The following is a 22,129-nucleotide window of genomic DNA, read 5'->3' as shown; positions in this document are numbered from 1 at the left end:
CTGGCCTTATCATTGGCCCAGTTTTGCCTCGCCGGACGCCCCATGAAGTTTGCTATCGCCCTGTTTGCCGCCCCTCACCTGCCCGCCTCACGACGCGCACTGCGTTTTGCCCAGGCAGCATTGGCCGGTGGCCACGAAATCGTTCGCCTGTTCTTCTATCAGGACGGCGTGCACAGTGCCGCCAGCAACGTGGTCAGCCCGCAGGACGAGCTGGATCTGCCTAAGGAATGGCGCGAATTCGTCAGCGAAAACGAGCTGGACGCTGTGATCTGTATCGCCGCTGCCCTGCGTCGCGGTGTGCTCAACACCGAAGAAGCACAGCGCTATGCCAGGCCGGCTGCCAATCTGGAAGCACCCTGGGAGCTATCCGGATTAGGGCAACTGCATGAAGCCGCGCAACAGGCCGACCGACTGATCTGCTTTGGAGGCCAATAGTGAGCAAGTCTCTACTGATCATCAGCCGTCAGGCGCCCTGGAGCGGCCCTGGAGCCCGTGAGGCGCTGGATATCGCCCTGGCCGGCGGCGCCTTCGACCTGCCCATCGGCATGCTGTTTCTCGACGACGGCGTGTTCCAGCTAAGCAAAGCGCAGCAACCTGGTGCGCTACAGCAAAAAGACCTTGGCGCGAACCTACAGGCATTGCCGATGTTCGGCGTAGAAGATCTGTACGCCAGCCAACGCAGCCTGGCCGAGCGCGGCCTGAGCGATGCCGAACTGAATCTGGCGGTAGAGCGACTGGACGACAGCGCGCTGACCGCCCTCCTTGATCGTTATGACCAGGTGATCACCCTCTAATGGCCACCCTGCACATACTTTCCCATTCGCCGTTCGCCGATAGCCGCCTGGCCAGCTGCCTGCGTCTGTTGGGTGCCGCTGATGGCCTGCTGCTCAGCGGCGATGCGGTCTACGCGCTGCAGCCAGGCACAGCCAACCTGCAGGCGCTGCAACTGATGCCCGCCAGCGTCTCGCTCTATGCGCTGGGCGAAGACCTGACCGCCCGCGGCCTGCAGGCGCCCGAGCGCGCGCAGGTCGTGGACTATCCAGGGTTCGTCGAACTGTGCGCCCGCTACGCCAAGGTCAACAGCTGGCTATGAACACGCTCAATGTCGCCGGACGCGAAATAGCCCTGGACAAGGACGGCTACCTGGTCGACCTGCAGGATTGGTCAAACCCCGTAGCCGAGGCCCTGGCCGCAGCGGAAGAGTTGCAGCTGAGTGAAGAACACTGGGAAATTCTCGAATTGCTACGCGCCTTCTACGCCGAGTTTCAGCTATCGCCGGCCAACCGTCCGTTGATCAAGTACGCAGCCCTGAAACTGGGCCCGGACAAAGGCAACAGTCTGCACCTCAATCGCCTGTTCAAGGGCACCCCCGCCAAACTCGCCGCCAAGCTCGCCGGCCTGCCGAAACCGACCAATTGCCTATGAACCTGATCACGCCCGCCGAACACCCCTTCGCCCAGTTCGTGCGCATTCTTGGCAAGGGCAAGCGCGGCGCCCGCGGCCTGACCCGCGAGGAAGCCCGCGAAGCCATGGGCCTGCTGCTCGACGGCAAGGTCGAGGACACCCAGCTCGGCGCCTTCCTGATGCTGCTGCGGCACAAGGAAGAGAGCGCCGAGGAGCTAGCCGGCTTCACCGAGGCCATCCGCCCACGACTCGCCGCCCCCGATATTCAGGTCGACCTGGACTGGCCCAGCTATGCCGGCAAGAAGCGCCACCTGCCCTGGTACCTGCTGGCGGCCAAGGCGCTGGCCGCCAGCGGCGTGCGCATCTTCATGCACGGCGGCGGCGCCCATACCGCAGGTCGTATGTATACCGAACAATTGCTGGAGCAGCTGGATATCTCTTGCTGCGACGGCTGGCAGGCAGTTGAAACAGCGCTCGACAAGCACAACCTGGCCTACAGCTACCTGGGCAACTGGATGCCGGCGCTGCAACGCATGATCGACCTGCGTAACACCCTGGGCCTGCGCTCGCCGATCCATTCCCTGGCCCGTGTGATCAACCCGCTCGGCGCCCGCTGCGGGCTGCAAAGCATCTTCCATCCCGGTTATCAGGCCGTGCATCGCGAAGCCAGTGGGCTGCTCGGTGACCATGCCATCGTGATCAAGGGCGAAGGCGGCGAGATCGAGGTCAACCCGGACGGCGCATGCCATCTCTACGGCACCCTCGATAGCGAGAACTGGGACGAAGAATGGCCTGCGCTGTCGGCGCAGCGCCATGTCAAACCCGAACGACTCGACCCAGCCGTGCTGGACGCATTCTGGCGCGGCGAGCACGATGACCCTTACGGTCGCCTGGCGGTGATCGCCACCATGGCCGTCGCATTGCGTGGCCTGGGCTTGGCACGTGAAGCAGCGTTCCAGCAGGCTCAGCAGCGTTGGGATGCACGCCTTCAATCTAACCAGTCGATCATTTAAGCCAGCTTTTTCCACCGTTCAATCGAGTTCATAACGTTAGACTCCAGATTCACTCAAAACGGAGGCAAGCGTCATGGGCTTGTTGATCGATGGACGCTGGCACGACCAGTGGTACAACACCGGCAATAGCGGCCGCTTCCAGCGCGAAAGCGCACAACGCCGCAACTGGGTAACCGCCGACGGTAGCGCCGGGCCAAGTGGTGACGGCGGCTTCAAGGCTGAAGCCGGACGTTATCACCTGTACGTCTCGCTGGCCTGCCCCTGGGCTCACCGCACCCTGATCCTGCGCAAACTCAAAGGCCTCGAATCGCTGATCGATGTATCCGTAGTGAGCTGGCTGATGCGCGAACAGGGCTGGACCTTCGACCGCGAGTTCGGCTCCAGCGGTGATCGCCTCGACAACCTGAGCTACATGCATCAGCGCTACACCGCCGATGACCGCCACTACAGCGGCCGTGTCACCGTGCCCGCGCTGTGGGACAAGCAGACCGGCGGCATCGTCAGCAACGAGTCGGCGGAAATCATCCGCATGTTCAACAGCGCATTCGATGGCCTGACAGGCAACGACCTGGACTTCTATCCCGAACCGCTACGCGAGCGCATCGACCAGCTCAACGAGAGCATCTACCCGGCGGTTAACAACGGCGTCTATCGCGCAGGCTTCGCCACCACCCAGGAAGCCTATGAAGAGGCCTTCGACGAGCTGTTCGCCATGCTCGATGAACTGGATGCGCTCTTGGACAAGAATCGCTACCTGGCCGGCGAATACCTGACCGAAGCAGACATTCGCCTGTTCACCACGTTGATCCGCTTCGATGCCGTCTATCACGGGCACTTCAAATGTAACCTGCGACGCATCGAGGACTACCCGAACCTGTCCAACTGGCTACGCGAGCTGTACCAGTGGCCAGGCATCGCCGAGACGGTGGACTTCACCCACATCAAATCGCACTACTACGCCAGCCACGCCACCATCAACCCGACTGGCGTGGTCCCCAAAGGGCCGCAGCAGGATTTCACTCGCGCGCATGATCGCCAGCGCCTGCCGGGTAAAGGTGTGTTTCAGCGCTAGAGTGACAGCGGATGATGGCTGAAGCCTCGATAACGAGGCTTCAGCCACAACACGTCAGATGCGGTTCTGGGCGCCTTCGAACCAGGCCAGTTTGTCACGCAGGGTGACCACTTCTCCGACTATTACCAGCGTGGGCGCGTGCACTTCATGCTCGGCCACCAGTTGCGGCAAAGTCTCCAGGGTACCGGTGAATACCCGCTGATTCTGAGTGGTACCCTGCTGTACCAGCGCTGCAGGCGTGGCGCCTGAACGGCCGTGAGCAATCAGCTGCTCGCAGATACCCGGTAGGCCGACCAAACCCATGTAGAACACCAGGGTTTGCCCCGGCGCCACCAGGTCTTTCCACGGCAGGTTGCTGCTGCCGTCCTTGAGATGCCCGGTGACGAAACGCACCGACTGAGCATGATCGCGGTGGGTCAGCGGAATGCCGGCATAGGCCGCGCAACCGGACGCAGCGGTGATACCCGGCACGACCTGGAAGGGAATATCTTCCGCCGCCAGTTGCTCGATCTCCTCACCACCACGACCGAAGATGAACGGATCACCGCCTTTCAGGCGCAGCACACGCTTGCCCTGACGGGCCAGATCAATCAGCAACTGGTTGATTTGCTCCTGCGGCACCGCATGATCGGCGCGGCGCTTGCCGACGTAGATGCGCTCGGCATCACGACGGCACAGCTCGATGATGGCGGGTGCCACCAGGCGGTCGTAGAGCACCACATCGGCTTGCTGCATCAGACGCAGGGCGCGAAAGGTCAGCAGATCGGGATCGCCCGGCCCGGCACCGACCAGATAGACCTCGCCCAGCGCACGTGGCGCTGCACCGGCCAGACGCTCCTCCAGCAGGCGCTCACCCTCCTCCGGCTTGCCGGCAAACACGCTCTCAGCGATCTGACCCTGGAAGACATCCTCCCAGAACACCCGGCGTTGCTGCACGTCGGGAAACAGCTGCTTGACTCGCTCACGAAAGCGCTTGCCCAGGTTGGCCAGCTGGCCGTAGGTGGCCGGAATCCAGGTTTCGATCTTGGCACGGATCAGCCGCGCCAGCACCGGCGCATCGCCGCCACTGCTGACCGCGACGATCAGCGGCGAGCGGTCGACGATGGCGGGAAAGATCACGCTGCACAGAGCCGGCGCATCCACCACGTTGACGGGAATGCCCAACGCCTGGGCCTCGGCAGAAATCTGCGCATTGAGCGGCACGTCATCGGTCGCTGCAATGACCAGGGCAACGCCCTGCAAGTCGCTGCTCGCGTAGCCACGCAGGAAGATGCCGCCAGGACCGGCCAGCTCCTGCAACTCGCTACGAATCTCCGGAGCGACCACATGCAAAACAGCACCAGCGTCGCTTAGCAGGCGCGCTTTGCGCAGCGCGACCTCACCACCGCCAATCACCAGTACCAGGCGATCCTGCAGCTTGTGGAACAGCGGAAGGAATTGCATAAATCAGCCTCGAATGAGGTGGGAAGGCGAACGACGGGCTCTTAGGGTGCGCCATGCGCACCGGACCAGGCTGAAAGACCTTGGTGCGCACAGCGCACCCTACGCCCATCGCCAAGCGCGCCGCCTGTAAACGGGGCAGCCGCACCACCCCGCTTTAGTACCGGCTCAGCCGATCACTTCAATGCCGCCCATATAGGGTTTCAGAACCTCGGGCACACGAATGCTGCCGTCGGCCTGCTGATAATTCTCCAGTACCGCCACCAGGGTGCGACCGACCGCCAGGCCGGAGCCGTTGAGCGTGTGCAGCAGCTCCGGCTTACCGGTTTCCGGGTTGCGGTAGCGCGCCTGCATGCGGCGCGCCTGGAAGTCGCCGCAGTTGGAGCAGGAAGAAATCTCGCGGTACTTGTCCTGGCTCGGCACCCAGACCTCCAGGTCGTAGGTCTTCACTGCGGAGAAGCCCATGTCGCCGGTGCACAGCGCCAGCTTGCGGTACGGCAGCGCCAGCAGTTGCAGCACACGCTCGGCGTTGGCAGTCATACCCTCCAGCGCCTCGAAAGACTTGGACGGCTCGACGATCTGCACCATCTCGACCTTGTCGAACTGGTGCTGGCGGATCATGCCGCGGGTGTCGCGACCAGAGGCGCCCGCCTCACTGCGGAAGCACGGGGTATGGGCGACGAACTTCAGCGGCAGCTGCTTGGCATCGAGAATTTCACCGGCGACGATATTGGTCAGCGAGACTTCGGCAGTCGGGATCAGGTACAGGTCGGCCTGGTCTTCACGACGGATCTTGAACAGGTCTTCCTCGAACTTCGGCAGCTGGCCGGTGCCCTGCAGCGCCGGAGCCTGCACCAGATACGGGGTGTAGGCCTCTTCGTAGCCGTGCTCGCCGGTGTGCAGGTTGATCATGAACTGCGCCAGGGCGCGATGCAGGCGCGCAATGGGGCCGCGCAGCAGGGCGAAACGCGCGCCGGACAGCTTGGCAGCGGTCTCGAAGTCCAGCCAGCCGTGCTGCTCGCCGAGGGCGACGTGATCCTTGATCTCGAAATCGAAGCTGCGCGGGGTGCCCCAGCGGGCCACCTCGACGTTGCCGTCTTCATCGGCGCCAACCGGCACGGACTCGTGCGGCAGGTTGGGAATGTTCAGCAGCAGGTTGTCCAGCTCGTTCTGGATCGCATCCAGCTCACGCTTGCCGGCTTCCAGGTCGCTGCCCATCTGATCGACTTCCGCCAGCAGCGGCGCGATATCTTCGCCACGCGCCTTGGCCTGGCCGATGGACTTGGAACGGCTGTTGCGCTCGGCCTGCAGTTGCTCGGTGCGCACCTGCACCGACTTGCGCTGACTCTCCAGGGCCTCGAAGCGGGCGACGTCAAGGGCGAAGCCACGGGTGGCGAGGCGCTCGGCGATTTCGGTGAGTTGCGTGCGGACAAGTTTGGAATCGAGCATGTTCGGGTCTCAATACATCGACGAAAAAAGGTTGCGGCCACCAGCGTGACGCGGGTTGCCGAGTGTAAAGCTTTAGCGGGTCAGGATGCCAATCGAGCCAGGCTCAGACCAGCCCAGGCGGCCAGCAAACCACCAAGGATACTGAATGCCAGGTAACCGAGCGCTTCGAGGGCGCGACCGCCCTCCATCAGTTTCATGATTTCCAGGCTGAAAGACGAAAAGGTGGTGAAGCCCCCCAAAACCCCGGTAATCAATCCGGTACGCAGCTCCAGCGACAGGTCGGTACGGGTAAGGAACAGACCTGACAGCAGACCAATCAGCAGGCACCCGATGATGTTTACCGCGAAAGTGCCCAGGTAGAAATGCCGGGGCCAGTTGCCGGCCACCCAGCTGGCGACCAGGAAGCGCATAACCGAACCAGCCGCGCCCCCTACAGCGACGGCAAGCGCCACACGAATCATCACTTTCTCCTCTGCCTTGGACTGTTGCCATCCAGGTTGCGCAGGTGCTGCAGCTTGTCGCGGATCTTCTGCTCCAGGCCACGTGGTACCGGGTCGTAATACTGGCGCGGCTGCAGATTTTCGGGGAAGTAATCTTCGCCCGCCGCATAGGCATCCGGCTCATCATGGGCGTAGCGGTATTCATCGCCATAGCCGAGCTGCTTCATCAGCTTGGTCGGCGCGTTGCGCAGGTGCAGCGGCACCTCCTGCGAGCCCTGCTCGGCAGCGTCACGCATAGCCGCCTTGAATGCGGTGTACACCGCATTGCTCTTCGGCGCACAGGCCAGATAGACGATGGCCTGGGCCACGGCCAACTCGCCTTCAGGACTGCCCAGACGCTCCTGCACGTCCCAGGCATTGAGGCACAGGGTCAGGGCGCGTGGATCGGCGTTGCCGATGTCCTCGCTGGCCATGCGCACCACACGGCGGGCGATGTACAGCGGGTCGCAGCCGCCATCGAGCATGCGCGCGTACCAGTACAGCGCGCCGTCCGGGCTGGAACCGCGCACCGACTTGTGCAGCGCGGAAATCTGGTCGTAGAAGGCTTCGCCGCCCTTGTCGAAACGACGGCGGCTGTCGCCCAGCAGGTTCTGCAGCAACGCCACCCCGATTTCGCCACCGTCCTCGGCCAGATCGGCGGCATTCTCGAGAAAATTGAGCAAACGACGGCCGTCGCCATCGGCGGCAGCCAGAAGAATCTGAAAGGCCTCGTCCGGCAGGCTGAGATGGCGATCGCCAAGGCCTTTCGGGTCGCTCAACGCGCGATTGACCAGCTTGCGCATCGCGGCCTCGTCGAGGCTCTTGAGCACATAGACGCGAGCACGCGACAGCAGCGCATTGTTCAGTTCGAACGAGGGATTCTCGGTGGTAGCACCGATGAAGATCAGCGTGCCGTCTTCCACGTAGGGCAGGAACGCGTCCTGCTGGCTCTTGTTGAAGCGATGCACCTCGTCGACGAAGAGAATGGTGCGACGGCCGTACTGAGCCGCGTGCTGCTGTGCCACTTCGACGGCCTGGCGAATCTCCTTGACCCCGGAGAGCACGGCGGAAATGGTCTCGAAATGCGCATCGGTGACCTTGGCCAGCAGGCGCGCCAGGGTGGTCTTGCCTACGCCAGGCGGCCCCCAGAAGATCATCGAGTGCAAGGCGCCCTGCTCCAGCGCCTCGCGCAGCGGCTTGCCCGGCGCCAGCACATGCTCCTGGCCGACATATTCGTCCAGGCTGGTAGCACGCAAACGCGCAGCCAGGGGCTGCGCGACGGGTTGGCGACCGAACAGATCCACGCCTTACTCCTGGATGACGTCAGCGCCTTCCGGAATGTCGAAGGTGAACAGATGGTCTTCGACCGGCTCGTTCATCTTCACATTGAGGAACAGGATGTTGGTGCGCTGACCGATGCTGTCGATCAGTTGCATGTCGTTGAGCACGCGATTGCGGAACGACAGGCGCAGGCTGTCGAACAGGCTGTCCTTGGCCTTGGGCTTGAGAATGAAGTCGACCACGCTGCCGCCTTCCTTGTAGTCGATCTCGAAATTCTCACGGATCTGCGAGACATCGCCGGAGAGCAACAGAGCCGGGGTGTGGGTCAGGCGTTGATCGAGTGTCTGAATGGTGACCTGCTCCAGATCCGGGTCGTACAGCCAGACCTTCTCGCCATTGGAGACCAGCAGTTGCTCCATGGGTTGATCGGTGTGCCAACGGAACATGCCCGGACGCTTGAGCGCCAGTTGCCCTGCAGTTTCCTGCAGCTGAGTGCCGCTGGCGTCGAGGGTCAACTGAGAGAAGCGCGCGCTGATGGTTTGCGCCTGGCTGAGCAATTCGCTCAAGCGCTTGGTGGCCGCCTCTTCATCAGCCTGGGCGGTCAGCAGGGTAAAGCTCAAAGCAGCCAGCATCAGCAGGCGAATAACACGCATATAAACCCCTTGAGTCCGTATAAGAATGGTGAGGCGACTCCGTACCCCGCATTGCTCGGCAGCACCTGGGCTGCCGTGAATCCTGTAGACCGCGAATTCAGCGGTTCATCCGCGAGACGCAACACTCAGTCACGAGATGAACCGGGCGCGAGTACCTCGCGTGAACCGTTGGTATTCATCGAGCTGACCACGCCGGCCATTTCCATCGCCTCGATCATCCGTGCGGCGCGGTTGTAGCCGATCTTCAGCTTGCGCTGCACGGCAGAAATGGAGGCACGGCGGCTTTCCAGCACGAAGTTGACGGCCTCGTCGTACAGCGGGTCTTCCTCGCTCCCCTCACCGCCTTCACCACCGCCACCTTCGAAGCTGCCGCCACCCTCTTCGGCACCGGCGAGAATGTCTTCGTTGTAATCCGGCGCACCACGCAACTTCCAGGCTTCGACCACACGGTGCACTTCATCGTCCGAGACGAAGGCGCCGTGAACACGAATCGGCAAGCTGGTGCCAGGCGGCATGTAGAGCATGTCACCGTGGCCGAGCAACTGCTCGGCACCGCCCTGGTCGATGATGGTGCGCGAGTCGATCTTGCTCGACACCTGGAACGCCATGCGGGTCGGGATGTTGGCCTTGATCAGGCCAGTGATCACGTCCACCGACGGGCGCTGGGTGGCGAGGATCAGGTGAATGCCCGCCGCACGCGCCTTCTGCGCGATACGCGCGATCAGCTCTTCGACCTTCTTGCCGACGATCATCATCATGTCAGCGAATTCATCGACAACCACGACGATGGTCGGCAGTGGTTTGAGCAGCGGTGCTTCGTCTTCCATGCTTTCGCGACGGAACAGCGGATCGGACAACGGCTCGCCAGCCTCGATGGCATCCTTGACCTTGCGGTTGAAGCCCGCCAGGTTGCGCACGCCCATCTTCGACATCAGCTTGTAGCGGCGCTCCATCTCGGCAACGCTCCAGCGCAGGGCGTTGGCCGCTTCCTTCATGTCAGTGACCACCGGGCAAAGCAGGTGCGGAATGCCTTCGTAGATCGACAACTCGAGCATTTTCGGGTCGATCATGATCAGCTTGGCGTCTTCCGGGCTGGACTTGAACAGAATCGACAGAATCATCGCATTCACGCCCACCGACTTACCGGAACCGGTGGTACCGGCCACCAGCAGGTGCGGCATCTTGGCCAGATCGGTAATCACCGGCTTGCCGCCGATGTCGTGCCCCAGCGCCAGGGTCACCGGCGACTTGGCGTCATCATATTCGGGCGTCGACAGCACTTCGGAGAAACGCACGATCTGGCGATTCTCGTTGGGAATCTCGATACCGACGGTGGTCTTGCCGGGAATGACTTCCACGACCCGCACGCTGGTCACGGCCAGCGAACGCGCCAGGTCCTTGGCCAAGTTGGCAATACGGCTTACCTTGACCCCTGCGGCCGGCTGGATTTCGTAGCGGGTGATCACCGGGCCAGGATGGATCGAATCCACCGCGACCTCGACACCGAATTCCTTGAGTTTGATTTCCAGCAGGTGGCCAACGCCCTTGAGCGATTCCGGCGAGTACTCGACCTTCTTGGCTTCCGCCGGGTCGAGCAGGGAAATCGGCGGCAAGGTGCCTTCCACCGCGCTGTCGACGAACAGCGGCGCCTGCTTTTCCTTCTGCACGCGCTTGCTCGGTTCTGGCGCCTTGGCCACGGGCGGCGGCGCAATTACCGGTGCGGGGCGCTTCTCGCGCTCGCTCATGTGCTTGCTCAGCGACTCTTCGCGTTCGAGCAGACGCTCCTTGACCTTGGCTTGCTCACGGCGATCCGAAACCACTGGTGCAGCCACTTCGGTGACCCGCTCATCCAGCTCGCGCAGCTGAATCTTCATCTGCTTGCGCTCGCTACGGGCATTCCACCAGCCGGTGATGGCGCCGTGAATCAGCTCGATCAGGTCGAGGGTGATCTTGCCGGTCAGGTCCATCACACGGAACCAGGACAGATCGGTGAAGACGGTCAAACCAAACAGAAACAGTGCCAGGAATACCAGGGTACTGCCCTGCACGTTCAGCGCATGCACGGCCAAATCACCCAGGCTGGCACCGAGCATGCCACCACCGGAGCCCTGCATGCCGGCGGCCGCTGCAAAATGAATATCGCCCAGCGCAGCACCGGAAAGAATCAGGAAGACCAGGCCGATGCTATGCCAGGAAAACAGCCAGCCGTTCCAGTGCCAGGGTTGATTGCGGGTGCGAAACACCTGCCAGGTCTTGGCGGCCAGCAGGAGCGGGAAGATGTAGGCGAAGTAACCCAGCGCGCCGAACAGTGCGCTGGAGAGCCAGGCGCCGATGCTGCCACCGGCATTCATGATGCGTTCGACCTGCACGCTGTTGTCCCACGCGGGGTCGGCAACGTTATAGGTCAACAGTGCCATCAGCAGGTACAGGCACATAGCGCCCAGGGCGATCAACGCGCCTTCCTTCAGTCGATACTGAAGCTTCTGACGCCAGTCGGTAATCTGGGTGGTGGAATTCTTCAAAACAGCCATTTCCTGCGCCCTTGGCGCGTCCATCTGATGGTTAACCGCGAAGCGGCCTATTGTAGGGCCAGCCTGACGCCCAGGCCAATTGCCAAGCTCCCGCACCCACCCCGCTTCGGTGTAGCATAGCCGCCAGCAGCTTCCATGCGGCTCAATTGGAGCACGCATTCTCTTTTGTGACAAAGGCTTATGGGGTTTTTTTATGAGCGAAGTCAAGCATTCCCGCCTGATCATCCTGGGTTCCGGTCCTGCCGGTTATAGCGCCGCCGTTTATGCCGCGCGCGCCAACCTCAAGCCCGTGGTCATCACCGGCATCCAGCCTGGCGGTCAGCTCACCACCACCACCGAAGTGGACAACTGGCCGGGTGACGTCGAAGGTCTCACCGGCCCGGCGCTGATGGAGCGCATGCAGAAGCACGCCGAGCGCTTCGACACCGAGATCATCTACGACCACATTCATACCGCCGAGTTGCAGAGCCGCCCCTTCGTGCTCAAGGGCGACAGCGGCACCTACAGCTGCGATGCACTGATCATCGCCACTGGCGCCAGTGCCCAGTACCTTGGCCTGCCATCGGAAGAGGCCTTCTCCGGCAAGGGCGTCTCCGCCTGCGCCACCTGCGACGGCTTCTTCTATCGCAACCAGGTGGTGGCTGTGATCGGCGGCGGCAACACTGCTGTGGAAGAGGCACTGTACCTGTCGAACATCGCCAAGGAAGTGCACCTGGTGCACCGCCGCGACAAACTGCGCTCGGAGAAGATCCTGCAGGACAAGCTGTTCGACAAGGTCGAGAACGGCAACATGCGCCTGCACTGGAACCACACCCTGGACGAAGTGCTGGGCGACCAGAGCGGCGTGACCGGCATGCGCCTGAAAAGCACCCTCGACGGTAGCACCAAGGAGCTGGCCCTGGCTGGCGTGTTCATCGCCATCGGCCACAAGCCCAACACCGAGCTGTTCGTCGGCCAGCTGGACATGCATGACGGCTACCTGAAGATCAAAGGCGGCAGCGAAGGCAATGCCACCGCCACCAGCATCGAAGGTGTGTTCGCCGCCGGCGACGTGGCCGATCACATCTACCGCCAGGCCATTACCTCCGCTGGCGCCGGCTGCATGGCCGCGCTGGATGTCGAGAAGTTTCTCGACGGCAACTGATGGACAAGGGCGAGCGCCCCCGCTCGCCCTCCCCTCCTCCGCTGGACAAGCGCACATGCTCACCTGGCTGCAACGTGACTCACTGCAGTTCCCGCCACTGGCTAAAGCCATGCGCGAGCCTAATGGCCTGCTGGCCGCTGGCGGCGATCTGAGCGCCGACCGCCTGATCAGTGCCTATCGACATGGCTGCTTTCCCTGGTTTCAGGATGGCCAGCCAATTCTCTGGTGGTCGCCCGATCCGCGCACCGTTCTGTTCCCTGATGAGCTGCATGTTTCCCGCAGCCTGGCCAAACTGCTGCGCCAGCAGCATTATCGCGTCACCTTCGACCAGAACTTCGCCGCCGTCATACAGGCCTGCGCCGAGCCACGCGCCTACGCCGATGGGACCTGGATTACCCGCGGCATGCAGGAGGCTTACCTGCAGCTGCATCAGCGCGGCACCGCCCACTCCGTGGAGGTCTGGAGCGGGGACGAACTGGTCGGCGGGCTTTACGGCCTGGCCATCGGCCAGCTGTTTTTCGGTGAATCCATGTTCAGTCGTGCCGACAATGCATCCAAGGTCGGTTTCGCCACCTTGGTCGGCAAGCTGCGAGACTGGGGCTTCGTCCTCATCGACTGCCAGATGCCTACACAGCATCTGCACAGCTTCGGCGCCAGGGCCATACCGCGCGCCAGCTTCGCCGAATACCTCAAGTGTCACCTCGATCTGCCCACCGGAGCAGATTGGCTCGCCTAGTCGATCTTCGCAGCCTGGCATACACTCTTTATCAGGCTTCCCAGAGACACCGCCATGACCGAGCTGGCCCGCCTGAAGTTCTATGCCACTCAACCCCATCCATGCAGCTATCTGCCGGAAGAACAGGCCACCACCCTGTTTCTCGACCCCAGCCAGCCCATGGATGTGCTGGTTTATGCAGAACTTTCGGAAATGGGCTTTCGCCGCAGCGGCGACCACCTCTACCGACCGCATTGCCAGCAGTGCACCGCCTGCATTCCTGCACGCATTCCTGCTGCGCGTTTCACGCCTAACCGCCAGCAGCGGCGCATCCTCAAACGCAATGAAGATATCGTCGTTCGCTGCGTGCGCCCGGCATTCACTGAAGAATATTACGATCTCTACGTGGGCTATATCGAGCAGCGCCACGCTGATGGTGACATGTATCCACCGAGCCGCGACCAGTTCTCGACCTTTCTGATTCGCGACCTGCCGTTCTCACGCTTCTATGAGTTTCGCCTGCAGGGCAGATTGGTTGCCATCGCAGTCACTGACGTTCTGCCAAACGGTCTGTCGGCGGTTTATACCTTCTACGACCCCACCGAAGAACGCCGCAGCCTGGGGCGATTCGCCATCCTCTGGCAAATCGGCGAGGCCGAGCGCCTGGGGCTGAAGGCCGTCTACCTCGGCTACTGGATCAAGAATTGTCGGAAGATGAACTACAAGACCCAGTACCGCCCCATCGAACTGTTCGTTAATCAGCGCTGGACACTGCTTACCTAGCCTCTCAGCCACCACCCCAGTCAGTTCGACACTCCAAGCCACTTGGCGCAGCCCACTGTTTTCGGGCACAATGCACGCCGCTTTTGCCTGGCGCCAGTTGCACCGGGCCATTTCCTGGATACCGAGGGCTTTACTGCATGTCGAAAGAAGACAGCTTCGAAATGGAAGGCACTGTCGTCGACACCCTGCCCAACACCATGTTTCGCGTGGAGTTGGAAAACGGGCACGTCGTTACCGCGCACATCTCCGGCAAGATGCGCAAGAACTACATCCGCATTCTCACTGGTGACAAGGTGCGCGTTGAGCTGACGCCTTATGACTTGAGCAAGGGCCGCATCACCTACCGCGCCCGTTAAGCCAAGCACCAAACGAAAACGCCCGGCATATGCCGGGCGTTTTCGTTTGCTCACTGAAAGCCACCAGGGCTTTCAGTGCACCTGAGACCATTCGATCAGGCGACCTCTGCCGCCGTCTCGAACTCGAAGCTGGGCTCGCCATCCTTGATGTCGATGTGTACTACGCCGCCATGCTCGGCCAGCTCGCCGAAGAGGATTTCCTCCGCCAGCGGACGCTTGATCTTGTCCTGGATCAAACGCGCCATCGGCCGCGCACCCATCATCACATCGTAACCGCGCTCGGCCAGCCAGCTGCGCGCTGCATCGCTGACCTCCAGCGTGACGCGCTTGTCCTCCAGCTGCGCCTGCAGTTCGGTGAGGAACTTGTCGACGATACTCTTGATCGTCTCGTGACTCAGGCGACCGAACTGGATGATGGTGTCCAGACGGTTGCGGAACTCCGGCGTGAAGCTCTTCTTGATCACTTCCATGGCATCGGTGGAATGATCCTGCTGGGTGAAACCGATCGACGCACGCGAAGCGGTTTCCGCACCGGCGTTGGTGGTCATGATCAGGATCACGTTGCGGAAATCCGCCTTGCGCCCGTTGTTGTCAGTCAGCGTACCGTGATCCATCACCTGCAGCAGCAGGTTGAAGACTTCCGGATGCGCCTTCTCGATTTCATCGAGCAACAGCACGCAGTGCGGCTGCTTGGTGATCGCCTCGGTCAGCAAGCCACCCTGGTCGAAACCAACGTAACCGGGCGGCGCACCAATCAGGCGCGACACGGTGTGACGCTCCATGTACTCGGACATGTCGAAACGCACCAGCTCGATACCCATGGCCTTGGCCAACTGCCGTGCGGCCTCGGTCTTGCCCACGCCGGTAGGGCCAGCGAACAGGAAGGAACCGACCGGCTTGTCCGGCGCCTTGAGGCCGGCACGCGACAGCTTGATCGCGGTTGCCAGCGAGTCGATGGCAGCGTCCTGGCCGAATACGGTGAGTTTGAGGTCGCGCTCCAGATTACGCAGCAGCTCCTTGTCGGAACTGGACACGTGCTTCGGCGGAATCCGCGCGATCTTGGCGACGATATCCTCGACCTGAGCCACCTCGATACGCGCCACGCGCTTGTCTTCCGGCTGCAGACGCTGGTAGGCGCCGGCCTCGTCGATCACGTCGATAGCCTTGTCCGGCATGTGTCGATCATTGATGTAGCGCGCAGCCAATTCAGCCGCTGCACGTAGGGCTTCATCACTGTATTCGATGTGATGATGCTGCTCGAAGCGCGCCTTGAGCCCCTTGAGAATGCCGACGGTGTCCTCTACCGAAGGCTCGACCACGTCGACCTTCTGGAAGCGTCGCGCCAGCGCGCGGTCTTTCTCGAAGATACCGCGGAATTCCTGGAAGGTGGTGGAACCGATGCAGCGGATTTCACCCGAGGACAGCATTGGCTTGAGCAGGTTGGAGGCATCCATGACCCCGCCCGATGCCGCGCCAGCACCGATGATGGTGTGAATCTCGTCGATGAAGAGGATGGCGTGCGGGCGCTTGCGCAGCTCATTGAGCAGCGCTTTGAAGCGCTTCTCGAAGTCGCCGCGGTACTTGGTGCCGGCCAGCAGTGCACCGAGATCCAGGGAATAGACCACACTGTCGGCCAGCAGATCAGGCACCTGCTCGTCGACGATACGCTTGGCCAGGCCTTCGGCGATGGCTGTCTTGCCGACACCGGCCTCGCCTACCAGCAGCGGGTTGTTCTTGCGCCGACGCGCGAGAATCTGCGCAACGCGCTCGACTTCATGCTCGCGACCGACCAGTGGATCGATACGTCCCTGGCGCGCCAGTTCGTTGAGGTTGCTGGCGTAGGCATCCAGCGGATTACCGGAAGCTGAGGACTCGCCGCCCTCATCATCCTGCATGTCCTGATCATTTTCGTGCTGATCGCCATGCCCCGGCACCTTGGAGATGCCATGGGCGATGTAGTTGACCACATCGATGCGGGCCACGCTCTGCTGCTTGAGCAGGAACACGGCCTGGCTTTCCTGCTCGCTGAAGATCGCGACCAAGACATTGGCGCCGGTCACTTCACGCTTGCCGGAGCTCTGCACATGGAAGACAGCACGCTGCAGAACGCGCTGGAAGCCCAGAGTCGGCTGGGTTTCGCGATCTTCATCGTGCTGAGGAATCAGTGGCGTGGTGGAGTCGATGAACTCCTGCAGATCGTGGCGCAGCTTGTCGAGGTTGGCCCCACAGGCCCGCAGCACACTGGCGGCTGCCTCGTTATCCAGCAAGGCGAGCAGCAGGTGCTCGACCGTCATGAATTCATGACGCTTGGCACGGGCCTCCTTGAAAGCCAGATTGAGGGTGACTTCGAGCTCTCGATTCAACATAGCTTCACCTCATACCCAAGTGGCCGGCGTTAACCGTCCTTCTCTATTTCACAGAGTAGCGGATGCTGGCTCTCTCGCGCGTATTGGTTGACCTGCATTGCCTTGGTCTCCGCAATATCGCGGGTGTAGACACCACATACCGCACGCCCTTCTGTATGGACGGCCAGCATGATCTTGGTCGCCAGCTCCCGGTTCATGCCGAAAAACGTTTCGAGCACTTCGACGACGAAATCCATCGGGGTGTAGTCGTCATTGAATAAGACCACCTTGTACATCGGTGGTGCCTGCAATGCTGGCTTGGATTCCTGAACAGCAATACCAGAGGAGTCATCCTCATGCTCTGCCGGGTGATCCTGATTGAATGTTAGTCGAATCTGGCTACTTGCATGCATGCTGAAATCAGAGGTTCAGGGCCGGACGAACGGGGATGCTAGAGGGAGTTTGACTGAGTTCTCAGCCATCCGCCGTATAGCCTTGACTAACGGCAAAAGGGTGTTACAACAAATGAATACCCACTGGTGGGTATCAGGGATTCCACGCCTTCGCCCAGCCTGGTCGGTTATCGCGTGGAGTCGAAGTGGATGATACTCCAGAGATGGAGTCCTTTGCAGAGGGATATCAGCATGCTCAGCGGTAAGGTCAAGTGGTTCAACAACGCCAAAGGCTATGGATTCATCCTGGCCGACGGCCGAGATGAGGACCTGTTCGCCCACTACTCGGCCATCCAGATGGACGGTTACAAGACACTCAAGGCCGGCCAGCCGGTCCGCTTCGAGATCGTGCAAGGCCCCAAAGGACTGCATGCCATCAATATCAGCGCGGTTACCGCCAACCAGGACGCCCCCGTGGCAGTACCCCAGGCGCAAAATATCGCGAGCACTGTCGAAGTCTGAGTACTCTGGCAAATCGCCACGAAAAGGCCGGTCATATGACCGGCCTTTTTTTCACGCTCTGAATCGGTCTACCGATTACATGTGGCTGATCATCGCATCGCCAAATTCGGAGCAGGACATCAGTTTCGCTCCCTCCATCAGACGCTCGAAATCGTAGGTCACGGTCTTGGCGGCGATGGCGCCGTTGGTGCCCTTGATGATCAGATCGGCAGCCTCGGCCCAGCCCATGTGACGCAGCATCATCTCGGCGGAGAGAATGACAGAGCCCGGGTTGACCTTGTCCTGACCGGCATATTTGGGCGCCGTGCCATGAGTCGCCTCGAACATGGCCACCGAATCGGACAGGTTGGCACCGGGCGCGATGCCAATGCCGCCGACTTCGGCCGCCAGGGCATCGGACAGATAGTCGCCATTGAGGTTTAGGGTAGCGATCACGTCATATTCGGCCGGACGCAGCAGGATCTGCTGCAGCATGGCGTCGGCAATCACGTCCTTGACCACGATATTCTTGCCGGTACGCGGGTTCTTGAACTGCATCCACGGACCGCCGTCAAGCAGCTCGGCGCCGAATTCCTCGCGGGCGATCTCGTAACCCCACTCCTTGAAGGCTCCCTCGGTGAACTTCATGATGTTGCCCTTGTGCACCAGGGTTACCGAGCTACGGTCGTTGTCCACGGCGTACTGCAGCGCCTTGCGCACCAGGCGCTTGGTGCCGGCCTCGGAAACCGGCTTGATGCCGATACCGCACATATCGGTGAAGCGAATCTTCTTGACGCCCATTTCCTCGGTGAGGAACTTGATGACCTTTTCGGCCTCGGGGCTGCCAGCCTTCCACTCCACGCCGGCATAGATGTCTTCAGAGTTCTCGCGGAAGATCACCATGTCCACGTCGCCCGGTTTCTTCACCGGACTGGGCACGCCCTCGAACCAGCGTACCGGGCGCAGGCAGACATAGAGATCAAGCTCCTGACGCAAGGCCACGTTCAATGAGCGGATGCCACCACCAACAGGCGTGGTCAGCGGGCCTTTGATCGAAACCACGTAATCACGTACCGCTTCGAGGGTTTCTTTCGGCAGCCAGGTGTCCTGATCGTAAACCTGGGTGGCCTTCTCGCCGGCATAAACTTCCATCCAGGAGATCTTGCGGGCGCCGCCATAGGCTTTTTCGACAGCAGCGTCGACGACCTTGATCATCACCGGAGAAATATCGACACCGATACCGTCACCCTCGATGAACGGAATGATCGGGTTGTTCGGAACGTTCAGCGACATATCGGCGTTGACGGTGATTTTGTCACCGCTGGCTGGCACCTGGATCTTTTGGTATCCCATGCTGGACTCCATCTTGTGGTTAGACAGTGTGCATCCCCGAGAGTAGCGCAAACCGCTCACGGAGACACATGTGCAAAGGTCTTATGCAACTGGGCATTCTGTGGCGAGGTGTCGCAGTGGTATACTGCTTAGGTGACTAACGAGTCATAAGGGGCGACCTGTCTGGAACCAGACAGCAACCTCTTGAACCCGGTAAACGGCCACCACTGTCTGCCGGCTCGAAATGCTCGACACTCTACGGGTGCATCCAACATCACCGCGGCGAGTCCTCGACCCGGCCCCGCCATCATGGGGCTCAAGCGCCTACCCGCGCAGGTCGAGTTTCTATGCGCGCTCAGCAAAGAAGAGAGTTAACCCTAAATGTCCACCCCTTCGAAGATCATCTACACCTTCACCGACGAAGCTCCGGCCCTCGCTACCTATTCGCTTCTGCCAATTGTAGAAGCCTTTGCCGCCTCGGCTGACATCTCCGTTGAAACCCGCGACATCTCTCTTGCTGGACGGATCCTGGCAAGCTTTGCCGACCGCCTGGACGCCGACAAGCGCATCGATGACGACCTGGCCAAACTGGCCGAGCTCACCCTGCAGCCGGACGCCAACATCATCAAACTGCCGAACATCAGCGCCTCCGTACCTCAGCTCAAGGCAGCCATCGCCGAGCTGCAGGCTCAGGGCTACAACATTCCGGACTTCCCGGAAGATCCGCAGAGCGACGAAGACAAAGAAGTTCGCGGCCGCTACGCCAAAATCCTGGGCAGCGCCGTGAACCCGGTTCTGCGCGAAGGCAACTCCGACCGCCGCGCCCCGGCCGCGGTCAAGGCCTATGCACGCAAGCACCCGCACAGCATGGGCAAGTGGAGCATGGCTTCGCAGTCCCACGCCGACTACATGCGCGGCGGCGACTTCTTCTCCAGCGAGCAATCGATCACCATGGCCAAGGCCGGTGACGTGCGCATCGAGTTCGTTGGCAAGGACGGCAAGGTCGAGGTCAAGAAACAACTCGCCCTGCAGGAAGGCGAAGTGTTCGATAGCATGTTCATGAGCTGCCGCAAGCTGCGTGACTTCTTCGAGAAGACCCTGCAAGACTGCAAGGAAACCGGCGTGATGTGGTCCCTGCACGTCAAGGCGACCATGATGAAGGTCTCCCACCCGATCGTCTTCGGCCACGCCGTCAGCGTTTACTACAAGGATGTGTTCGACAAGTACGGCGAACTGTTCAAGGAACTGGGCGTCAACCCGAACAACGGTATCAGCAGCGTCTACGACAAGATCAAGTCGCTGCCAGCCTCGCAGCAGGAAGAAATCCTCCACGACATCCACGAGGTTTATGCCCACCGCCCGGAAATGGCCATGGTCGACTCGGTCAAGGGCATTACCAACCTGCACATTCCGAGCGACGTGATCGTCGACGCCTCGATGCCGGCAATGATCCGCAATTCCGGTCAGATGTGGGGCAAGGACGGCAAGCAGAAAGACACCAAGGCCGTCATGCCTGAGAGCACCTACGCTCGCATCTATCAGGAAATGATCAACTTCTGCAAAACCAACGGCGCCTTCGACCCGACCACCATGGGCACCGTGCCGAACGTCGGCCTGATGGCGCAGAAAGCCGAAGAGTACGGCTCTCACGACAAGACCTTCGAAATGACCGCCGACGGCACCATGCGCGTCGTCGCCGCCGACGGCACCGTGCTGATGCAGCACCAGGTCGAAGCCGGCGACATCTGGCGCGCCTGCCAGACCAAGGACGCGCCGATTCGCGACTGGGTCAAGCTGGCCGTTACCCGTGCCCGTCAGTCCAACACCCCTGCCATCTTCTGGCTGGACCCGGAGCGCGCCCACGACCGCGAACTGCAGAAGAAGGTCGAGCTGTACCTCAAGGATTACGACCTGACCGGCCTGGACATCCGCATGATGGGCTACAACGAAGCCATCCGCGTATCCATGGAGCGCATGATCCGTGGCCAGGACACCATCTCGGTGACCGGCAACGTACTGCGCGACTACCTGACCGACCTGTTCCCGATCATGGAGCTGGGTACCTCGGCCAAGATGCTGTCCATCGTGCCGCTGATGGCTGGCGGCGGCATGTACGAAACCGGCGCCGGCGGCTCGGCACCCAAGCACGTACAACAGCTGGTCGAAGAGAACTACCTGCGCTGGGATTCCCTGGGCGAGTTTCTGGCCCTGGCCGTGTCGCTTGAGGAAACCGGCATCAAGACCAACAACGCCAAGGCCAAGGTACTGGGCAAGACCCTGGATCAGGCCACCGGCAAGCTGCTGGACAACAACAAGTCCCCGGCGCGCAAGGTCGGCGAGATCGACAACCGCGGCAGCCACTTCTACCTGGCACTGTACTGGGCGCAAGCCCTGGCCGAGCAGAACGATGATGCCGAGCTGAAGGCTCACTTCGCCCCGCTGGCCAAGCAACTGACCGAGCAGGAAGCGACCATCGTCGGCGAACTGGCTGCCGTACAAGGCAAACCGGTCGAAATCGGTGGCTACTACCGCTCCAACCCTGAGCTGACCAGCAAGGTGATGCGCCCCAGCGCTACCTTCAATGCCGCTCTGGCTGCACTGAATGCCTGATAGGGCTTGAGTGTCAAAAGAACCCCGGTCTTGTGCCGGGGTTCTTTATTTATAGGCGCGAACAATCGCCGTAGGAGCGAGCTCTGCTCGCGAAGCCATTTTTCGCGAGCAGAGCTCGCTCCTACAGAATCCTGCACGCTGATCGTTTTTTTTGGAGCACCGAAAATGGAGTGGCAACCCCATATCACCGTGGCCACGGTGATCGAAGATGATGGCCGTTTCCTCTTCGTCGAAGAGTTCAAGGCCGGCCGCCTGGTACTCAACCAGCCGGCCGGGCACCTGGAAGCCAATGAATCACTACGCGAAGCCGCACTACGCGAGACGCTCGAGGAAACCGGCTGGGACGTCGAGCTCACTGCCCTGCTCGGCATCTACCTCTATACCGCACCAAGTAATGGCGTGACCTATCAGCGCGTCTGCTTCAGCGCACGCCCGGTGCGTCACAACCCAGAGCGCGAACTGGATAGCGACATCAGCGGCATCACCTGGCTGACCCGCGACGAACTGGCCACCCAGCCCGAGCGCTGGCGCAGCGAGCTGGTACTGCAGTGCGTGGATGACTACCTGGCTGGCATCAGCGGACCACTGGAACTGCTGCGCTAACGCCAGGCGCACCGCTGCACCCAAGG

At 61.3% G+C, this 22,129-nt stretch carries 22 protein-coding genes; 13 read left to right on the top strand and 9 right to left on the bottom strand.

The features are described 5' to 3' along the window. The first annotated feature begins 42 nt into the window (after positions 1–42). The 6 genes from tusD (at position 43) to BM186_RS09445 (ending at position 3,489) form a co-directional block, all read left to right on the top strand. Positions 43–435, top strand: coding sequence for a sulfurtransferase complex subunit TusD (gene tusD, locus BM186_RS09470; protein ID WP_074914904.1), 393 nt, complete (start codon positions 43–45; stop codon positions 433–435). Next, positions 435–794, top strand: coding sequence for a sulfurtransferase complex subunit TusC (gene tusC / locus BM186_RS09465; protein WP_045733264.1), 360 nt, complete (start codon positions 435–437; stop codon positions 792–794). The genes tusD and tusC overlap by 1 nt, the downstream gene beginning before the upstream one ends. Next, on the top strand, positions 794–1,093 hold the full coding sequence (gene tusB / locus BM186_RS09460) for a sulfurtransferase complex subunit TusB (protein WP_074914902.1): 300 nt from the start codon (positions 794–796) through the stop codon (positions 1,091–1,093). The genes tusC and tusB overlap by 1 nt, the downstream gene beginning before the upstream one ends. Continuing rightward, positions 1,090–1,425 carry a TusE/DsrC/DsvC family sulfur relay protein gene (locus BM186_RS09455; protein ID WP_074914900.1) on the top strand — a complete coding sequence of 112 codons (336 nt, stop codon included), beginning with the start codon at positions 1,090–1,092 and terminating at the stop codon, positions 1,423–1,425. The genes tusB and BM186_RS09455 overlap by 4 nt, the downstream gene beginning before the upstream one ends. Continuing rightward, positions 1,422–2,417, top strand: coding sequence for a glycosyl transferase family protein (locus tag BM186_RS09450; RefSeq protein WP_074914898.1), 996 nt, complete (start codon positions 1,422–1,424; stop codon positions 2,415–2,417). Before BM186_RS09455 ends, BM186_RS09450 begins: the two co-directional genes overlap by 4 nt. Before the next feature lie 73 nt (positions 2,418–2,490). Next, positions 2,491–3,489 (top strand): glutathione S-transferase family protein, encoded by a 999-nt coding sequence (locus BM186_RS09445; protein WP_074914896.1) that lies wholly within the window; start codon positions 2,491–2,493, stop codon positions 3,487–3,489. A gap of 54 nt (positions 3,490–3,543) precedes the next feature. Here the strand turns inward: BM186_RS09445 and cysG are convergent, their stop codons facing one another. The 6 genes from cysG to ftsK form a co-directional block, all read right to left on the bottom strand. Then, positions 3,544–4,932, bottom strand: a complete 1,389-nt coding sequence (gene cysG, locus BM186_RS09440) for a siroheme synthase CysG (protein WP_045733260.1) — start codon at positions 4,930–4,932, stop codon at positions 3,544–3,546. 165 nt (positions 4,933–5,097) lie between these two features. Further along, entirely contained in the window at positions 5,098–6,378 is a 1,281-nt protein-coding gene (gene serS / locus BM186_RS09435; RefSeq protein ID WP_074914894.1) for a serine--tRNA ligase, read from the bottom strand. An 80-nt stretch (positions 6,379–6,458) separates the two neighbouring features. Then, positions 6,459–6,839 carry a fluoride efflux transporter CrcB gene (crcB, locus tag BM186_RS09430; RefSeq protein WP_021489173.1) on the bottom strand — a complete coding sequence of 127 codons (381 nt, stop codon included), beginning with the start codon at positions 6,837–6,839 and terminating at the stop codon, positions 6,459–6,461. Then, the gene (locus tag BM186_RS09425; protein ID WP_074914891.1) at positions 6,839–8,161 is read right to left on the bottom strand and encodes a replication-associated recombination protein A; all 1,323 of its coding nucleotides are present in this window, start codon (positions 8,159–8,161) and stop codon (positions 6,839–6,841) included. The genes crcB and BM186_RS09425 overlap by 1 nt, the downstream gene beginning before the upstream one ends. Positions 8,162–8,164: 3 nt before the next feature. Continuing rightward, positions 8,165–8,791 (bottom strand): outer membrane lipoprotein periplasmic chaperone LolA, encoded by a 627-nt coding sequence (gene lolA, locus BM186_RS09420; protein WP_017677060.1) that lies wholly within the window; start codon positions 8,789–8,791, stop codon positions 8,165–8,167. A gap of 125 nt (positions 8,792–8,916) precedes the next feature. Further along, positions 8,917–11,322, bottom strand: a complete 2,406-nt coding sequence (gene ftsK, locus BM186_RS09415; protein WP_370731136.1) for a DNA translocase FtsK — start codon at positions 11,320–11,322, stop codon at positions 8,917–8,919. A 193-nt stretch (positions 11,323–11,515) separates the two neighbouring features. On the opposite strand from ftsK, the gene trxB reads away from it, so the two are divergent. The 4 genes from trxB to infA all read left to right on the top strand — a co-directional run bounded on the left by trxB (position 11,516) and on the right by infA (position 14,320). After that, positions 11,516–12,466, top strand: a complete 951-nt coding sequence (gene trxB / locus BM186_RS09410) for a thioredoxin-disulfide reductase (RefSeq protein WP_045733255.1) — start codon at positions 11,516–11,518, stop codon at positions 12,464–12,466. Between the two features lie 55 nt (positions 12,467–12,521). Beyond that, complete coding sequence (gene aat, locus BM186_RS09405; protein ID WP_045733252.1) at positions 12,522–13,202, top strand: leucyl/phenylalanyl-tRNA--protein transferase; 681 nt, start codon at positions 12,522–12,524, stop codon at positions 13,200–13,202. Between the two features lie 54 nt (positions 13,203–13,256). Then, the gene (locus BM186_RS09400; protein WP_074914888.1) at positions 13,257–13,964 is read left to right on the top strand and encodes an arginyltransferase; all 708 of its coding nucleotides are present in this window, start codon (positions 13,257–13,259) and stop codon (positions 13,962–13,964) included. 137 nt (positions 13,965–14,101) lie between these two features. After that, positions 14,102–14,320, top strand: coding sequence for a translation initiation factor IF-1 (gene infA, locus BM186_RS09395; protein WP_002553999.1), 219 nt, complete (start codon positions 14,102–14,104; stop codon positions 14,318–14,320). 95 nt (positions 14,321–14,415) lie between these two features. Here infA and clpA read toward each other — a convergent pair whose 3' ends face one another. Together clpA and clpS are read right to left on the bottom strand one after the other, a co-directional pair. Beyond that, entirely contained in the window at positions 14,416–16,686 is a 2,271-nt protein-coding gene (gene clpA / locus BM186_RS09390; RefSeq protein WP_074914886.1) for an ATP-dependent Clp protease ATP-binding subunit ClpA, read from the bottom strand. A 29-nt stretch (positions 16,687–16,715) separates the two neighbouring features. Continuing rightward, a complete protein-coding gene (gene clpS, locus BM186_RS09385; RefSeq protein ID WP_003460431.1) occupies positions 16,716–17,078 on the bottom strand; it encodes an ATP-dependent Clp protease adapter ClpS in 363 nt (120 codons plus the stop codon). Between the two features lie 231 nt (positions 17,079–17,309). Between clpS and cspD the strand changes: the two genes are divergently transcribed. Further along, entirely contained in the window at positions 17,310–17,579 is a 270-nt protein-coding gene (gene cspD, locus BM186_RS09380; RefSeq protein ID WP_072424088.1) for a cold shock domain-containing protein CspD, read from the top strand. A 75-nt stretch (positions 17,580–17,654) separates the two neighbouring features. Here cspD and icd read toward each other — a convergent pair whose 3' ends face one another. Further along, the gene (icd, locus tag BM186_RS09375; RefSeq protein ID WP_017677068.1) at positions 17,655–18,911 is read right to left on the bottom strand and encodes an NADP-dependent isocitrate dehydrogenase; all 1,257 of its coding nucleotides are present in this window, start codon (positions 18,909–18,911) and stop codon (positions 17,655–17,657) included. Positions 18,912–19,271: 360 nt separating this feature from the next. On the opposite strand from icd, the gene BM186_RS09370 reads away from it, so the two are divergent. Together BM186_RS09370 and BM186_RS09365 are read left to right on the top strand one after the other, a co-directional pair. Beyond that, positions 19,272–21,500: an NADP-dependent isocitrate dehydrogenase gene (locus BM186_RS09370; RefSeq protein WP_074914884.1), complete on the top strand. Its 2,229-nt coding sequence runs from the start codon at positions 19,272–19,274 to the stop codon at positions 21,498–21,500. 165 nt (positions 21,501–21,665) lie between these two features. Continuing rightward, complete coding sequence (locus BM186_RS09365; protein ID WP_074914882.1) at positions 21,666–22,103, top strand: NUDIX hydrolase; 438 nt, start codon at positions 21,666–21,668, stop codon at positions 22,101–22,103. The last annotated feature ends 26 nt before the right edge of the window (positions 22,104–22,129 follow it).

It is taken from the genome of Ectopseudomonas toyotomiensis (assembly GCF_900115695.1).
Classification (GTDB): Bacteria; Pseudomonadota; Gammaproteobacteria; order Pseudomonadales; family Pseudomonadaceae; genus Aquipseudomonas; species Aquipseudomonas toyotomiensis.
Note: the sequence above shows the minus strand (reverse complement) of the source record. Positions and strands in the feature narration are given on the sequence as shown.

Bases quoted from the DNA above. Each gene is read 5' to 3' on its own strand.
- tusD (WP_074914904.1), top strand. From the start codon at position 43: ATGAAGTTTGCTATCGCCCTGTTTGCCGCCCCTCACCTGCCCGCCTCA.
- tusB (WP_074914902.1), top strand. From the start codon at position 794: ATGGCCACCCTGCACATACTTTCCCATTCGCCGTTCGCCGATAGCCGC.
- BM186_RS09455 (WP_074914900.1), top strand. From the start codon at position 1,090: ATGAACACGCTCAATGTCGCCGGACGCGAAATAGCCCTGGACAAGGAC.
- BM186_RS09450 (WP_074914898.1), top strand. From the start codon at position 1,422: ATGAACCTGATCACGCCCGCCGAACACCCCTTCGCCCAGTTCGTGCGC.
- BM186_RS09445 (WP_074914896.1), top strand. From the start codon at position 2,491: ATGGGCTTGTTGATCGATGGACGCTGGCACGACCAGTGGTACAACACC.
- cysG (WP_045733260.1), bottom strand. From the start codon at position 4,932: ATGCAATTCCTTCCGCTGTTCCACAAGCTGCAGGATCGCCTGGTACTG.
- serS (WP_074914894.1), bottom strand. From the start codon at position 6,378: ATGCTCGATTCCAAACTTGTCCGCACGCAACTCACCGAAATCGCCGAG.
- crcB (WP_021489173.1), bottom strand. From the start codon at position 6,839: ATGATTCGTGTGGCGCTTGCCGTCGCTGTAGGGGGCGCGGCTGGTTCG.
- lolA (WP_017677060.1), bottom strand. From the start codon at position 8,791: ATGCGTGTTATTCGCCTGCTGATGCTGGCTGCTTTGAGCTTTACCCTG.
- ftsK (WP_370731136.1), bottom strand. From the start codon at position 11,322: ATGGCTGTTTTGAAGAATTCCACCACCCAGATTACCGACTGGCGTCAG.
- trxB (WP_045733255.1), top strand. From the start codon at position 11,516: ATGAGCGAAGTCAAGCATTCCCGCCTGATCATCCTGGGTTCCGGTCCT.
- aat (WP_045733252.1), top strand. From the start codon at position 12,522: ATGCTCACCTGGCTGCAACGTGACTCACTGCAGTTCCCGCCACTGGCT.
- BM186_RS09400 (WP_074914888.1), top strand. From the start codon at position 13,257: ATGACCGAGCTGGCCCGCCTGAAGTTCTATGCCACTCAACCCCATCCA.
- infA (WP_002553999.1), top strand. From the start codon at position 14,102: ATGTCGAAAGAAGACAGCTTCGAAATGGAAGGCACTGTCGTCGACACC.
- clpA (WP_074914886.1), bottom strand. From the start codon at position 16,686: ATGTTGAATCGAGAGCTCGAAGTCACCCTCAATCTGGCTTTCAAGGAG.
- clpS (WP_003460431.1), bottom strand. From the start codon at position 17,078: ATGCATGCAAGTAGCCAGATTCGACTAACATTCAATCAGGATCACCCG.
- cspD (WP_072424088.1), top strand. From the start codon at position 17,310: ATGCTCAGCGGTAAGGTCAAGTGGTTCAACAACGCCAAAGGCTATGGA.
- icd (WP_017677068.1), bottom strand. From the start codon at position 18,911: ATGGGATACCAAAAGATCCAGGTGCCAGCCAGCGGTGACAAAATCACC.
- BM186_RS09370 (WP_074914884.1), top strand. From the start codon at position 19,272: ATGTCCACCCCTTCGAAGATCATCTACACCTTCACCGACGAAGCTCCG.
- BM186_RS09365 (WP_074914882.1), top strand. From the start codon at position 21,666: ATGGAGTGGCAACCCCATATCACCGTGGCCACGGTGATCGAAGATGAT.